12 protein-coding genes, 2 tRNA genes and 1 pseudogene are annotated in these 14,389 nt (G+C 72.1%); 4 read left to right on the top strand and 11 right to left on the bottom strand.

Going from position 1 to position 14,389, the window contains the following annotated elements; translation table 11 throughout:
- A pseudogene (locus E6R18_RS22185) lies at positions 1 to 1,694 on the top strand (nickel transporter); the annotation flags it as partial.
- A gap of 118 nt (positions 1,695 to 1,812) precedes the next feature.
- Here the strand turns inward: E6R18_RS22185 and E6R18_RS22180 are convergent.
- On the bottom strand, positions 1,813 to 3,462 hold the full coding sequence (locus E6R18_RS22180) for a long-chain fatty acid--CoA ligase (RefSeq protein WP_136318647.1): 1,650 nt from the start codon (positions 3,460 to 3,462) through the stop codon (positions 1,813 to 1,815).
- A gap of 171 nt (positions 3,463 to 3,633) precedes the next feature.
- Complete coding sequence (locus tag E6R18_RS22175; RefSeq protein WP_240799821.1) at positions 3,634 to 4,155, bottom strand: SigE family RNA polymerase sigma factor; 522 nt, start codon at positions 4,153 to 4,155, stop codon at positions 3,634 to 3,636.
- Here E6R18_RS22175 and E6R18_RS34975 point away from each other — a divergent pair.
- Entirely contained in the window at positions 4,112 to 4,414 is a 303-nt protein-coding gene (locus tag E6R18_RS34975; protein WP_240799822.1) for a hypothetical protein, read from the top strand. The genes E6R18_RS22175 and E6R18_RS34975 overlap by 44 nt on opposite strands.
- Before the next feature lie 179 nt (positions 4,415 to 4,593).
- Here E6R18_RS34975 and E6R18_RS22170 read toward each other — a convergent pair whose 3' ends face one another.
- From E6R18_RS22170 to E6R18_RS22125, 9 genes are all read right to left on the bottom strand, one after another.
- Positions 4,594 to 5,760: a lipid-transfer protein gene (locus E6R18_RS22170; protein WP_136318645.1), complete on the bottom strand. Its 1,167-nt coding sequence runs from the start codon at positions 5,758 to 5,760 to the stop codon at positions 4,594 to 4,596.
- Complete coding sequence (locus E6R18_RS22165) at positions 5,757 to 6,152, bottom strand: MaoC family dehydratase (protein WP_206308353.1); 396 nt, start codon at positions 6,150 to 6,152, stop codon at positions 5,757 to 5,759. Before E6R18_RS22165 ends, E6R18_RS22170 begins: the two co-directional genes overlap by 4 nt.
- A gap of 296 nt (positions 6,153 to 6,448) precedes the next feature.
- A complete protein-coding gene (locus E6R18_RS22155; protein ID WP_136318644.1) occupies positions 6,449 to 7,486 on the bottom strand; it encodes an acyl-CoA dehydrogenase family protein in 1,038 nt (345 codons plus the stop codon).
- Between the two features lies 1 nt (position 7,487).
- Complete coding sequence (locus E6R18_RS22150) at positions 7,488 to 8,462, bottom strand: bifunctional MaoC family dehydratase N-terminal/OB-fold nucleic acid binding domain-containing protein (RefSeq protein WP_136318643.1); 975 nt, start codon at positions 8,460 to 8,462, stop codon at positions 7,488 to 7,490.
- Positions 8,459 to 9,622, bottom strand: coding sequence for an acyl-CoA dehydrogenase family protein (locus E6R18_RS22145; RefSeq protein WP_136318642.1), 1,164 nt, complete (start codon positions 9,620 to 9,622; stop codon positions 8,459 to 8,461). Before E6R18_RS22145 ends, E6R18_RS22150 begins: the two co-directional genes overlap by 4 nt.
- A 281-nt stretch (positions 9,623 to 9,903) precedes the next feature.
- A complete protein-coding gene (locus E6R18_RS22140) occupies positions 9,904 to 10,215 on the bottom strand; it encodes a hypothetical protein (protein ID WP_136318641.1) in 312 nt (103 codons plus the stop codon).
- Between the two features lie 236 nt (positions 10,216 to 10,451).
- A tRNA-Arg gene (locus E6R18_RS22135) sits at positions 10,452 to 10,526 on the bottom strand.
- A 91-nt stretch (positions 10,527 to 10,617) separates the two neighbouring features.
- A tRNA-Ser gene (locus E6R18_RS22130) sits at positions 10,618 to 10,702 on the bottom strand.
- A gap of 55 nt (positions 10,703 to 10,757) precedes the next feature.
- On the bottom strand, positions 10,758 to 12,239 hold the full coding sequence (locus tag E6R18_RS22125) for a trypsin-like peptidase domain-containing protein (RefSeq protein ID WP_136318640.1): 1,482 nt from the start codon (positions 12,237 to 12,239) through the stop codon (positions 10,758 to 10,760).
- A 189-nt stretch (positions 12,240 to 12,428) separates the two neighbouring features.
- Between E6R18_RS22125 and E6R18_RS22120 the strand changes: the two genes are divergently transcribed.
- Entirely contained in the window at positions 12,429 to 13,277 is an 849-nt protein-coding gene (locus E6R18_RS22120; protein ID WP_136318639.1) for a glycerophosphodiester phosphodiesterase family protein, read from the top strand.
- Positions 13,278 to 13,728: 451 nt separating this feature from the next.
- Positions 13,729 to 14,223 carry an ATP-binding protein gene (locus E6R18_RS22110; RefSeq protein WP_240799820.1) on the top strand — a complete coding sequence of 165 codons (495 nt, stop codon included), beginning with the start codon at positions 13,729 to 13,731 and terminating at the stop codon, positions 14,221 to 14,223.
- The last annotated feature ends 166 nt before the right edge of the window (positions 14,224 to 14,389 follow it).

Here is a 14,389-nt window from a genome sequence, read left to right as displayed (position 1 = left end):
CAGCCCGCAGGAGGGGCAGTCCGCGCCCTTCGTGCTCCCGGCGCAGGACGGACAGCCGGTGGCCGGGCGCGCACCCGATGCCGGGTGCCCCCGCCGCCCCGAACGCGCCCCTCGCGCCGCCGGCCGCACAGGCACCCGTACAGGCACCCGTACAGGCGCCCGCACAGGCGGCCCAGTCCGCCCCCACCCCCAGCACCGAGCCGTTCGCGCCCCCCGCACCCCCCGCCCCGTCGGGTGCCTGGGGCCACGACGACGCGTCCGGCCAGGGGCCCATCGCGCCTCCCCCGCCGGCCGCACCAGCCGCACTCCCCACCCCCGGGCCGCAGCTCCCGGGTGCCGCCCCCGTCGCCCCCACGGGCCACACCACCGGCACCGCGGCCGCCCCCGGTGAAGCCCCTGCCGACGACTCGGGTGACGGGCTCGTCGGCCCCCCGGCGCGCCCCCGCACCCTGGCGCCCGCGCCCGACATGCGGCGGCAGCCGTTGCCCGCCGAGGCGCCCATGCCGGGGTCGCCGGACTCGACGCAGGGGCGTGCGTTCAGCGTGCGCACCCTCGGGCAGGGCGTGCCGTTCGCCCAGCACATCGCCCACCAGCAGAACCAGACCCTGGGCGGCGGCACCAGCAGCGTCGGGCGGCGCCGCAAGCTCGCCGCGCCGCCCGAGCCCGAACCCGAGCCGACCCAGGAGCCCCAGGAGCCCCAGGAGCCCCAGGAGCCCCAGGAAGAGAGCGCCGCGCTCCCCGCACCGCAGCCGACCGCACCGCAGCCCACCGCCCCCCAGCCCGCTCCCGGCACCACGGTCCAGGGCCAGGGGTCGGGGCAGCTGCTCGCCTCGCCGGCGGCCGAAGGGCGCGCGTACGCCATAGGGGCGCCCGACGAGGGCGCGGCCGAGGGCCCTGAGCCGTTGGACGGCCCCGGTGGCGCGGTCGAGGTCGCCAACCGGCCGTCCCCGCAGCCCGTGGACGACGAGCTGCCGCCCGAGCCGCTGGACAACCCGCGCCGGCTGCTCGTGTGGCCCGCGCCCGACGTCTCCACCCAGCAGGCGCTGAGCGACCGCGGTTACCGGCCGGTGATCGTGCACTCGCGCGAGGAGGTGGACGCGCAGATCGCCGCGTTCCCCGCCGCGCTCTTCGTAGACCCGTTGACCGGGCCGATCACCCGAAAGGCGTTGCAGTCGCTGCGCCAGGCGGCGGTGGCCGCCGAGGTGCCCGTCCTGGTGACGGCCGGTCTGGGGCAGGCGTCGCGGGAGGCGGCGTACGGCGCCGACCCCGCCGTACTGCTGAAGGCGCTCGCGCCGCGCGACAGCGAGCAGCACCCGCCGCGCGTCCTGCTGATCGAGGAGCACGAGGACATCGCGGTCGCGCTCACGCAGACGCTGGAGCGGCGGGGCATGCAGGTGGCGTGCGCGGCGACCGACAGCGAGGCCGTGTCGCTGGCGACCCGGATGCGGCCGAACCTGGTGGTGATGGACCTGATGCAGGTACGCCGTCGCCGGGCCGGCATCGTCGACTGGCTGCGCGCCAACGGGCAGCTGAACCGCACCCCGCTGGTCGTCTACACCTCGGCCGGCATCGACCAGTCGGAGCTGCCGAAGCTCAGTTCCGGGGAGACCGTGCTGTTCCTGGCGGAGCGCTCGACCAGCGAAGAGGTGCAGTCCCGCATCGTCGACCTCCTCGCGAAGATCGGCACGAACTGACCGCCGTACAGGCGCGCATAAACCGCCGTACAGGCGCGCATAAACCGCTGTACAGACGCATACGACGAGGGCGGTACGGGAACACCCCGTACCGCCCTCGTCGTCCGTGCGGCTCGGCTCAGAGCTGCGTGATGTCCAGCTCGCCCTGCGCGTACTGCTTGCGGATGACCTTCTTGTCGAACTTGCCGACGCTCGTCTTCGGCACGGACGGGATGACCGACCACCGCTCCGGCAGCTGCCACTTCGCGATGCCCGAATCGGCGAGGAACGCCTTCAGCGCCTCGTAGTCGGCGGTGGCGCCCTCCTTGAGGACGACCGTGGCGAGCGGGCGCTCGCCCCACTTGTCGTCCGGGACGGCCACGACGGCGGCCTCCGCGACGTCCGGGTGCGCCATCAGCGCGTTCTCCAGCTCGACGCTGGAGATCCATTCGCCGCCGGACTTGATGACGTCCTTGGCGCGGTCGGTGAGCGTGAGGAAGCCGTCCTCGCTGATCACACCGACGTCGCCGGTCTTCAGCCAGCCGTCCTCGCTGAACTTGTCCTCCGGCCGCAGCGCCTCGCCGTCCGCGCCGCCGTAGTAGGCGCCCGCGATCCAGGAGCCGCGCACCTCCAGCTCACCGGCCGACTCGCCGTCCCACGGCAGGTGCTCGCCGCCCGGGCCGACCAGCCGCGCCTCGACGCCGGCCGGGAAGCGGCCCTGGGTGACGCGGTAGGGCCACTCCTGCTCCTCGGTCAGCCCGGCGGGCGGGTTGGCCATGGTGCCGAGCGGGGAGGTCTCCGTCATGCCCCAGGCGTGACAGAGGCGGACGCCGAGCTTGTCGTACGCCTCCATGAGGGAGGGCGGGCAGGCGGCGCCGCCGATCGTGACGTTGGCCATCGAGGTGAGGTCGCGCGGGTTGGCGGTGACCTCGGCGAGCAGGCCCTGCCAGATGGTGGGGACGGCCGCGGCGTGCGTCGGGCGCTCGCGCTCGATCATGTCGGCGAGCGGGGCGGGCTGGAGGAAACGATCCGGCATCAGCATGTTGACACCGGACATGAACGTCGCGTGCGGCAGCCCCCACGCGTTGACGTGGAACTGGGGCACGACGACGAGGGTGGTGTCCTTGTCGGTCAGGCCCATCGACTCGCACATGTTGACCTGCATGGAGTGCAGGTAGATCGAACGGTGCGAGTAGACGACGCCCTTCGGGTCCCCCGTCGTGCCGGAGGTGTAGCACATGGCGGCGGCCTGGCGCTCGTCCAGCTCGGGCCAGTCGTAGCTGGTGGGGCGCCCGGCGATCAGTTCCTCGTAGTCGTGCACGCGCACCGCCGCGCCGTCCAGCACGGAGCGGTCGCCGGGACCGGAAACGACCACGTGTTCGAGCGACGTCAGCTGAGGGAGGAGCGGCGCGAGGAGCGGCAGCACTGAACCGTTGACGATGACGACCTTGTCGTCGGCGTGCTTGACGACCCAGACCAGCTGCTCGGCGGGCAGGCGCAGGTTCAGCGTGTGGAGCACGGCGCCCATGGACGGGATGGCGAGGTACGCCTCCACGTGCTCGGCGTTGTTCCACATGAGGGTCGCGACGCGCTGATCAGCGTCGATGCCGAGTTCGTCACGCAGGGCGTGGGCGAGCTGCGTGGCCCGCCGGCCGATCTCGGCGAAGCTGCGCCGGTGCGGCTCGGGCTCTCCGGTCCAGGTCGTGACCTGCGACTTCCCGTGAATGGTCATCCCGTGGTTCAGGATGCGGGTGACAGTCAGCGGTACGTCCTGCATGGTGCTGAGCACGGCGTCCTCCCGGTGGGCGCTACGCGGCAGTAGGGTTCCGCTGATTCTGCGCACATACCGAGCGGTATGTCACTACTCCCGAGGGTACGAATCGGTGTCGTCCGGCATTTCACACCGACCGGGAGGCGGTGGTGGACGACTCTGCTCCGCTTGTCCGCTCGTCCGTACGCATCAGCGGACCGGGGTCAGCTCCGGGTCCTGGCGCAGTTTGCCGAGCGCCCGGGAGACCGCGCTCTTGACCGTGCCGACGGATACGCCGAGCACCTCGGCGGTCTGCGCCTCGCTCAGGTCCTCGTAGTAGCGCAGGACGACCATGGCCCGCTGGCGGGTCGGCAGCTTCAGCACCGCCCGCCACATCGCGTCGTGCAGCGACTGCTGCTCGGCGGGGTCGGGACCGGGGACCGTCTCCTGCTCGGGCAGCTCGTCGCAGGCGAACTCATCGACCTTGCGCTTGCGCCACTGCGAGGTCCGGGTGTTCAGCAGGGCCCGGCGGACATAGCCGTCGAGCGCGCGGTGGTCCTCGATCCGGTCCCAGGCGACGTACGTCTTGGTGAGCGCGGTCTGCAGCAGGTCCTCGGCGTCGCTCGGATTCGCGGTGAGCGAGCGGGCGGCCCGCAGCAGCACCGGCCCGCGCGCCTTCACGAACGACGTGAACGAGGGGTACGGGACGTACGGCGCCGCCGGCGCGCGCACACCGTACGAGGTGCGCGCCGGTGCGGACGGACGCACCGGTGCGGACGTGCGGACCGGCGCGGACGTGCGCGCCGGTGTGGCCGTGCGCACCGGTGTGGCCGTGCGCACCGGTGTGGCCGTGCGCACCGGTGTGGCCGTGCGCACCGGTGTGGCCGTGCGCACCGCCGGTGCGAAAGTACGTGCCGCTGCCGACGTGCATGCCGGTGCGGCTCCCCTGGAGGTGCCCGTGCGGACTGGCGTGGTCATGGCTCCACGCTAGGAGCGGGGCCCGCCCCGGGGATCGCCCCCAGGTCCCGAAACCGCGTCCGCCTCAGGGTGTAGGTCCGAACGCCCCTCCACCTCCTGTAGGTGGAGGGGCCGAACTGCGGGACTCCGGGTCACCCCCGATACGTACGCCCACGAGCGCACCCTCCGTCAGCCCGCCCGTCAGCCCGCCCGTCAGCCCGCCATGCCCAGCAGCAGACCCGAGGTCGGGACGCCCGTGCCGGCGGTGACCAGGGAGGTGGCGGCGCCCGGCACCTGGTTCACCGAAGTGCCCCGGATCTGCCGGACCGCCTCCGCGATGCCGTTCATCCCGTGCAGGTACGCCTCTCCGAGCTGGCCCCCATGGGTGTTCAGGGGCAGCGCGTCCGCCGCCACGAAGTCCGCGGCTTCCCCGGGAGCGCAGAAGCCGAACTCCTCCAACTGCATCAAAACGAACGGGGTGAAGTGGTCGTACAGAATCGCCACGTCGATGTCGGCGGGCGCCAGGCCCGAGGTGCGCCACAGCTGGCGGGCGACGACCCCCATCTCCGGCAGACCCGTCAGGTCGTCGCGGTAGAAGCTCGTCATCTGCTCCTGCGCCCGGCCCGCGCCCTGAGCCGCCGCGACGATCAGCGCGGGTGGCTGCCGCAGGTCGCGGGCCCGTTCGGCGCTGGTGACGACGATCGCCTGGCCGCCGTCCGTCTCCTGGCAGCAGTCCAGCAGCCGCAGCGGCTCGACGATCCAGCGGGAGGCGGCGTGGTCGGCGAGCGTGATCGGCTTGCCGTGGAAGTACGCTGCCGGATTGCGGGCCGCGTGCCGCCGGTCAACCACCGCGACCTGGCCGAACGCCTCCGGCGTCAGCCCGTACGTGTGCAGGTAGCGCTGGGCCGCCATGGCCACCCAGGAGGCGGGCGTGAGCAGCCCGAAGGGCAGGTTCCAGCCGAGCGCCGCGCCCTCGGCGGTGGGCTCGCGCCGCTGCACGCCGGAGCCGAAGCGGCGCCCCGACCGCTCGTTGAACGCGCGGTAGCAGACGACGACGTCGGCCACCCCGCAGGCGACGGCGAGCGCCGCCTGCTGGACCGTCGCGCAGGCCGCGCCGCCGCCGTAGTGGACGCGCGAGAAGAAGGACAGCTCACCGATGCCGGCGGCCTGGGCGACGGTGATCTCGGGGCTGGTGTCCATCGTGAAGGTGACCAGGCCGTCGACGTCGGCGGGGGTGAGGCCCGCGTCGTCCAGCGCCGCGCGCACCGCCTCGACGGCGAGCCTGAGTTCGCTGCGCCCGGAGTCCTTGGAGAACTCGGTGGCCCCGATCCCGGCCACTGCCGCTTTCCCGCCGAGCGAGTCGGCCATGCGCAAGCTCATGCGGAACCCTCCGGGAGGGTGACGTCTACGGGGATGCTGACGGTCACCGTGCCGGTGACGTGCCGGCCGAGCCCGTTGGCTCCGACGACGGACACCTCCACCGTCCCGTCCTCGCCGAGCGCGGTGACCGTGCCGCTCAGGACCATGGTGTCGCCGGGGTAGTTCGGCGCGCCGAGCCTGATGGCGACGCGCCTGAGCACCGCCGAGGGCCCGAAGCGGTCGGTGACGTACCGACCGACCAGGCCGTTGGTGGTCAGGATGTTCATGAAGACGTCCGGGGAGCCCTTCTCCCGCGCGGACTCCGCGTCGTGGTGCACGTCCTGGTAGTCACGGGAGGCGAGAGCACCCGCCACGATCAGGGTGCGCGTCACCGGGATCTCCAGCGACACCAGCTCGTCGCCGAGCTTCGGCCCGTGGAGCTTCGGAGCGCCGAGTTCCGGTCGGTCGAGCTTCGGTCCGTCGATCTTGGGGCCGCCGAGTTCCGGTCCATCGAACTTCGGAGCGCCGAGTTCCGGTCGGTCGGGCTTCGGAGCGCCGGCTTCCGGTCCGCCGAGCTTCGGAGCGCCGAGTTCCGGCCCGCCGAACTTCGGCCCGCTGACTTCCGTCCCGTCGAGCTTCGGAGCGCCGGCTTCCAGTCGGCCGAGCTTCGGAGCGCCGGCTTCCGGTCGTCCGCCGGTCTCGCGTCCCGTCATTCCTCCGGCTCCTTCTCCGTCAGCAGCGTGCCGAGTTCCTGGAGTACGCCACCGCCGCTGCCGAGGTAGGCGTCGAGTTGGCGTCCCCAGAGGAAGTGCCGGTGGACGGGGTGGTCGAGGTCGGCCCCCGTGCCGCCGTGCAGATGTTGGCCGGTGTGGACGACGCGCTTTCCCGCCTCGGACGCCCACCATGCGGCGGTCAGCGCCTGCGCCTCGTACGGCAGCCCCTCGTCGCGGCGCCACGCCGCCTCGTACGCCGTGACACGGATCGCCTCGGTGTCCATGTGCGCGTCGGCGGCCCGCAGCAGCACCGCCTGCTTGGTGGACAGGGGGCGCCCGAACTGTTCGCGCGCGCTGGTGTGTTCCACCGCGCGCGCCACCGAACCGGCGCACACGCCCGCCTGCACTCCGGCGAACGCCGTGCGCGCGGCGGCGAGCACGTCCGCGTACGCCCCCGCGCCCCCCAGCCGTTCAGCGGGTGCCCCGCTCAGCACGAGCCGGCCGGCCGACCACGGGGCCGTGGTCTCTACGGGCTCGACCCGCACCCCGCGCTCCCCGGCCCGTACGAGCCACAGGGTCCGGTCCGCGGCGGCGACCAGGACATGGGTGGCGTCCCTCAGCCACGGCACCAGCGGCACACCGCCACTCAGACGCGCCCCGGCCTCCACGTGTACGGCGTCGCAGGCGGGGAACGCACCCGTCGCCACCGCCGTACCGTCACGCAACGGCGGCAGCAACCGCCCGCGCTGCTCGTCCGTGCCATGACCGGCGACGGCCAGCAGCCCGTACACACAGCTCGCGGCGAACGGCACCTGCGCGGTCGTCCGGCCCTGCTCCTCCAGCATCAGGACCAGCCCGAGCAGCCCGGTCTCCTCGACGGCCCCGGGCAGACCGGCCGCGCACAACTCCTTCCACAGCTCCGCGTCCGAGCCGGTGCCGGCCGCGGCCAGGCGGTCGTGCGTCGACAGGTCCGCGAATATCCGGGCGGCCAGCCCCCGCGCCGCGCGCTGCTCCTCGCCAGGCGTGAAATCCATGTCAGCCCTCACCCACCGCGGCGGAACGGAAGACCGGAAGCTGCGCTTCGGGCCCGGTACGCAGGAACTCCAGCCGCACCGGCATGCCCACCCGCACCTCGTCGTACGGCACTCCGACCACGTTGCTGACCATCCGCACGCCCTCCGCGAGCTCGATGAGTGCCACCGCGTACGGTCCGCCCTCGCCGGACTCGCTGAAGGCGGGGAACGGTGGGTGGTGCATGACGACATAGCTGAAGACCGTGCCCTCACCCGACGCCTCGACCGTGTCCCATTCGGGCGATCCGCAGGTGTTGCAGCCGGGCAACCAGGGAAAGCGCAGGTCGGCGCAAGCCCCGCAGCGCTGGATCAGCAATCGGCCGGCCGCCACGCCCTCCCAGAAACCCGCGTTGTCCCGGTTGACGACGGGATCGGGCCGTGCGGCGCGGGCCGGCCCCTTCGCGTTCCCCTTCGCCTTCGCCGGCCGGTACTTGAGGATGCGGAAACGGTGCGTTCCGGCGGTTTCGCCCTGGGCGCGGACGTCCATGCGCGTGGTGACGAAGTAACCGGTGCCGAGTTTCGTCGTCTTGCGTGCGGAAACGGCCTCGATCACCGCGTCGAAGGTGATCCGGTCCCCGAGCCGCAGGGGCCCCAGGTACTCCTGCTCGCAGTCGGTCGCGACGACGGCCGTGTACCCGGCCCCGTCGAGCAGGGCGAACAGTTCGTCGTAGGGGCCGCTGCGATCCGTGTGGCCGGACAGACCGCCCATCGTCCACGCCTGGAGCATCGTCGGCGGAGCGATGGCGTCCGGCCCCGAGTAGGCGGGGTTGGTATCACCCATCGCCTCGCACCAGTGCCTGATCATCGGCGCGTTGACGAGGTCCTTGCCGGTCCCGGCGGTGGCGGCGGGCCGACCCTCGTACGCCCGGAGCCGTCCGTACAGCTCGTCGGTGTCCCGGGCCGGGTCCTCGTGCACGTCCGCGCGCCCGGCCGTCACCGCTTGGCGCCCTTCATCCCGAGCCGCATCATGGCGACGATCTCCCGCTGCACCTCGCTCACCCCGCCCCCGAACGTGTTGATCTGGGCCGCCCGGTTCATGCGCTCCAGCTCGCCGTCCCCGAATGCGCCGGGGGAACCGCCCCGGATCAGTCCGGCGTCGCCGGCGACCTCCTGGCACATCCGGTAGACCTCCACGGCGCTCTCCGTCCCGGCGAACTTCACGCCGCTCGCGTCGCCGGGCGCCAGTGCGCCCGCGCCCACGTCGCCGACGAGGCGCCAGTTGAGCAGGCGCGTCGCCGCCAGCCGCGCGTACGCCTCGGCCAGCCGGGCACGGACCCACGGCTCGTCGGCCGGGCGCCGGCCCGTCACCGGGTCGGGGGTGCGGGCGAAGGCGAGCGCCGCCTCGTAGAAGTCCTCGGCCTGCATGCCGATCGCCGCGAGCGCCACCCGTTCGTGGTTGAGCTGGTTGGTGATGAGGCCCCAGCCGGCGTTTTCCGCCCCGACGAGCGCGGTGGCGGGCACGCGCACGCCGTCGTAGTACGTGGCGGTGGTGGTCAGGCCGCCCACCGTTTCGATGGGCGTCCAGGAGAAGCCGGGCGCGTCCGTCGGTACGAGCAGGATCGAGATGCCGCGGTGCTTGGGCGCGTCCGGGTCGGTGCGGCAGGCGAGCCAGATCCAGTCCGCCTGCTGCGCGTTGCTGGTGAAGACCTTCTGCCCGTCGACGACCCACGCGTCGCCGTCCCGGATCGCCCGGGTGCGCAGGGCGGCGAGATCCGTACCGGCCTCCGGCTCGCTGTAACCGATGGCGAAGACGATCTCGCCGGTGAGGATCCGGGGCAGGAAGTACGCCTTCTGCGCCTCGGTCCCGTACTTCATCAGCGTGGGGCCGACGGTGTTGAGCGTGACCATGGAGACGGGGGCACCGGCCCGGTATGCCTCGTCGAAGAACACGAACTGCTCGTCCGCGCCGCGCCCCTGCCCCCCGTACGCGACGGGCCAGCCGAGGCCGAGCATCCCGTCGGCTCCGATCCGTCGCAGCAGCCGCCGCTGCGCGTCCGGATCACGGACCGTGTGGCCAGGCTCCGGCATCACCTCGCGGAAGTAGGCGCGGAGTTCGGCGCGCAGGCGGCGCTGACGGTCGGTCGGGGCCAGATGCACGTCAACGCCTCCCGGAAACGGCACGAGAACCGGCGGGCCGGGCACTCCGAGCGCGCCGCTGAACGTTTCTGACTGTCCGTCAGTTCCGCTCCGGCTGTCAAGACACGCGACGCCGCCGCCCGCACGCGTACGTCACACATGCGCCCTCGCACATCCGCCCTCGCACATCCGCCCTCGCAGACGGAACGGCCCGCACGGGCGCCGAAGCGGCGTACGTGCGGGCCGTAGGCGTCCTTCCGTCACGATCCGACCCCCCGACCGGATCGCGACGGGCTCCGCGCTCACCAGAGGTTGGTGAAGTTCACCGCCAGGTTGTGCGTGGACTGGTCGATGCCGGTGAACCCGGACCCGTTCACTTGCGCGGAGTTGCTCTGGTTCGACGCCCCCGACCCGGTGGCCTGCTGTTGCGAGGTGGACGAATTGCCCGCGTTGTCCCTCCCCACCCCACTGCCTCCGATCGTGGCCACGCCAGCGGTCGATCCGCTGCTCGCGATCGCCCCGTTGTCCGCCTGGGCCACCCCGCCGAGGAGAACGGCGGCAAGAGGCAGCGCGGCAACAACGGCGAGGACACGAGCGGTACGGATGCTTGCCATGTCTGTTCCTCCAGGAACCGAAAGTAGGGCTGAGGCTGAACCCGGGCCGACGACCGACCGCCCGGTGATGATCACGACGTCGCGGATCAAAGCTGCCCATCGCCGAACCGGCGAACCACCCACGTCCCCCGATTCCCCCGCAAGCGTGAGGAAGGGAAATCAAACCTCCCGGAGGCGTGCGAACCCTCCACTCGGCCTCGCGGGACCAGAAGGCGGCGCACAGAGGGGTACAGGGGCGGAACCGGCCGGATTCGAACCGGCGTCCTCGCAGTTGCGGAGACCGCGCGCGACGACCCCTGCGCTACGGCTCCGCCCCCGCCCGCCATCCTAGGAGCCCGCGCACACAGACGAACGACCCCCGCCCGATGCACCTGGTGCACCCGGTCGGGGGTCGTTCCTACGCGGTGGGTGTGGGATTTGAACCCACGGTGACTCGCGCCACGACGGTTTTCAAGACCGTTCCCTTAGGCCGCTCGGGCAACCCACCCCGCGCCGGCCGCGGTCCGTGCGGACGTGTCCGGCGCGGGGAACAGCCTAGCCGGTCAGCTGTCGCCCTTGCGCTCGCCCAGGGTCACTTCGGCGGTTGCCGTCTTGCCGTCGCGCTTATAGGTGAGGGTGACGTGGTCGCCCGGCTTGTGGGTCCAGATCTCGCCGATCAGGGTGGGGCCGCTGTCGACCACGGTGTCGTTGAACTTCGTGATGACGTCGCCGGCACGGAGGCCCGCCTTGGCCGCCGGGCCGTCCTTGGTGACCGCTTCCGTGCCGCTGGCGCCCTGGTCCGAGATGACCGCGCCGTCGCTCCGGTCGTCCATCGTCACCGTGGCTCCGATGACCGGGTAGACGGGCTGGCCCGTCTTGATCAGCTGCTCGGCGACGGTCTTCGCCTGGTTGATCGGGATCGCGAAGCCGAGGCCGATGGAGCCGGCCTGGCTCTGGCCGGAGCTGCCGGTCGACTGGATCGCCGAGTTGATCCCGATGACCGCTCCGCCCGCGCTCAGCAGCGGGCCGCCGGAGTTGCCCGGGTTGATCGAGGCGTCGGTCTGCAGGGCGCTCATGTACGAATTGCTGCCGCCGTTGCCGTCACCGGAGGCGACCGGGCGGTTCTTCGCGCTGATGATGCCCGTGGTGACCGTGTTGGACAGGCCGAACGGGGCGCCGATCGCGATGGTCGAGTCGCCGACCGCGACCTGGTCGGAGTTGCCCACGGGGAGCGGGGTCAGAGAGTTCGGCGGGTTCTTCAGCTTCAGGACGGCCACGTCGTAGCCCTGGGCGCGGCCGACCACCTCGGCGTTGTACTTCTTGCCGTTGGAGAACGTCGCCGTGAGCTGGCCGCTGTCCGCCGCGGAGGCCACCACGTGGTTGTTCGTGAGGATGTGGCCTTCCTTGTCGTACACGAAGCCGGTGCCCGTGCCGCCCTCGCCGTCGCCGCCCTGCGCGTCGATCGTGACCACGCTGGGGAGCGCCTTGGCGGCGACGCCGGCGACCGTGCCCGGGTCGCGCTTCAGGTCCTGGGGGTTGGCCGAGGCCGAGACGGTCGTCGAACCGGAACCGTCGTTGCTGTCCGCCGCCCAGTAGCCGAGGGCGCCGCCGATGCCGCCCGCGACGAGCGCCGCCACGACCACCGCGGCCACCAGCCCGCCCGCGCCACGCTTGCGCGGCGCCTCGGGCGTGTGCGGGGCGCCTGGCGGGCCCCACACAGGTCCGCCGCCGCTTCCCTGCGTGCCATGGGCGTACGCGGGAACGGCTGGCGGCGGCGGGGGCCAGCCGGCGTCGGCCGCGGACTGCGGCGGGGCCGGGGGCGCGTACTGCGGCGTCGCCGGGACCGCAGCCAGCCGGGCGGTCTCCGGGTCCTGCGCGGGGGAGGCCGGCTGCTGCTGCGTGGCCGTCGCGTCGAGGTGGGGCGCGGCGGGGCGTGTGCCCTCGGAGTGCGCCTGGGGAGCGTCGGCCGGCACGGGAGGTGCGGACGGAACGGACGGGGCGGCCTCAGCCGCAGTGCCCTCGTTGCCCTCGTTCTCTGTGCTCACAGCTCTATACTCCTCGGTTCTGCATCATCATTCGGCAAGAGATCCGCTGTGTACGTGTCCGGGACAGCCTTTCCCACAACACGTCAGGCCACTGTAAGCAGGACCTGTGCATCTGCGCACGGGTCCTTACAACAGACAAAACGGTCCCGCGTCGCAAGGTGCGCACACCCGTGGTCTCCCGGTGACACCATGACCCGGGTGACCCAAGCACGGCAGCAGCGCCCCAAGCAGCATCCCATCCAGGTCATCGCACACCGGGGCGCGTCCGACGACGCCCCCGAGCACACCCTCGCCGCGTACCGGAAAGCGATCGAGGACGGTGCCGATGCCCTGGAGTGCGACGTACGGCTCACGGCCGACGGCCACCTCGTATGCGTACACGACCGCCGGGTGAACCGTACGTCCAACGGGCGCGGCGCGGTCTCCGCCCTGGAGCTGAACGCACTCGCCGCCCTCGACTTCGGCTCCTGGAAGGACCGCGACGAGACCGAGTCGCCGGACTGGGACCCGGTGCCGGGCGAGCTCACCTCCGTACTCACCCTGGAACGGCTCCTCGAACTCCTCGTCGAGACGCGGGCCTCCGGGCGGGAGCTCCAGCTGGCCATCGAGACCAAGCACCCGACGCGCTGGGCGGGCCAGGTCGAGGAACGGCTCCTGCACCTGCTGAAACGCTTCGAACTCGACGCACCCCCGCCCGCGGGCAGCCCCTCACCGGTACGCGTCATGAGCTTCTCGGCCCGCTCGCTGCACCGCGTCCGGGATGCCGTCCCCCATCTGCCCACCGTCTACCTCATGCAGTTCGTCTCCCCCCGGCTGCGCGACGGACGGCTGCCGGCCGGGGCCCGGATCGCCGGCCCCGGCATGCGGATCGTGCGCAGCCACCCCGGTTACATCGAACGGCTCCACCGGGCCGGGCACCGGGCCCACGTCTGGACGGTCAATGAGCCGGAAGACGTCGACCTGTGCGTCCGGCTCGGCGTCGAGGCCATCATCACCAACCGGCCCAAGCAGGTCCTGGCTCAGCTGGGACGCGCATGACCTCGGCGCAGGAGCAGTCCGCATCAGCAGTCTGGGTCATCAGTCGGCATCAGCAGTCCGCGTCAGTAGTCCGGGTCAGTAGTCCGGGTCAGCAGTCCGCGTCAGTAGTCCGGGTCAGTAGTCCGGGCCAGTCGATGTCAGTAGTCCGAGTCAGTCGATCGCATCAGTGCATCAGTGCATCAGTGCATCAGTAGATCAACTACAGGGAGTACACCGGCGCACTCGGACTGTGCCCATTCTTGTCGAGTGCGTCACTGACAGACCATGGGCCGGTTTCCGGCACAGCCCTGGAGGGCATCCACTCCGTGGCGTGGGGGCAAAGGAGGTCTCGGGGGTGGCGTTGGTGGTGGCACAGGAGGTGCCCACGTCGTCGAGCATGGCCGTGCCCCATGGCCCTGCGGGCGTGGGACAGGCGCGGCACCGGATGCGTGAGCAGTTGCGCAGCCACGGGGTGTCGGATGCGGTCGTCGACGATGCGGTGCTGATTCTTTCCGAGCTGCTCAGCAACGCCTGCCGGCACGGCAGGCCGCTGGGCCGGCACACCGAGAGGGGGGACGGTGACGTACGCGCCGCGTGGCGCGTCGACCGGACGGGCGGGCTGACCGTCGAGGTGACGGACGGCGGCGGCCCTACGCGGCCGGTTCCGGCCACTCCCTCGGTGACCGCTCGCGGCGGCCGCGGGCTGAACATCATCAGCGCGCTGGCCCAGGAATGGGGCGTACGGGACGACGCCCCCGGCGAGGTCACCGTCTGGGTGCTCGTCAACGGGGGGCCTGGGGCCCACGGTTCCCATGGGCGCCCCGGCGAACGGCCGAGCGGTCGGGGACACGGGCGCACGGCCGGTGTGACCGGACTGCCGAGCGCGTCGAAGGCCGCCGTCGTCCCGGGGTTCGAGGGGCTGGACTTCTCCAGCGCGTTCGACGATGCGTTCGATGACGTGGGCTGAAGACGTGGGCTGAAGACGTGGGCTGAAGACGTGAGCTGAAGGCATGAGCTGAATGTCTGAGCTGAAGACGTGAGCTGAGGGCGTCGGCGAAAACATGAACTGAGGGCATGGGCTGAGGCGCGGGCGGGAAGGGGCGAGGCCGGCTGTGCCCCGGACGGTGGCGGGG

This window comes from Streptomyces sp. A1277 (assembly GCF_004795015.1).
Taxonomy (GTDB): domain Bacteria; phylum Actinomycetota; class Actinomycetes; order Streptomycetales; family Streptomycetaceae; genus Streptomyces.
This window is presented reverse-complemented; position numbering and strand designations above follow the sequence as displayed.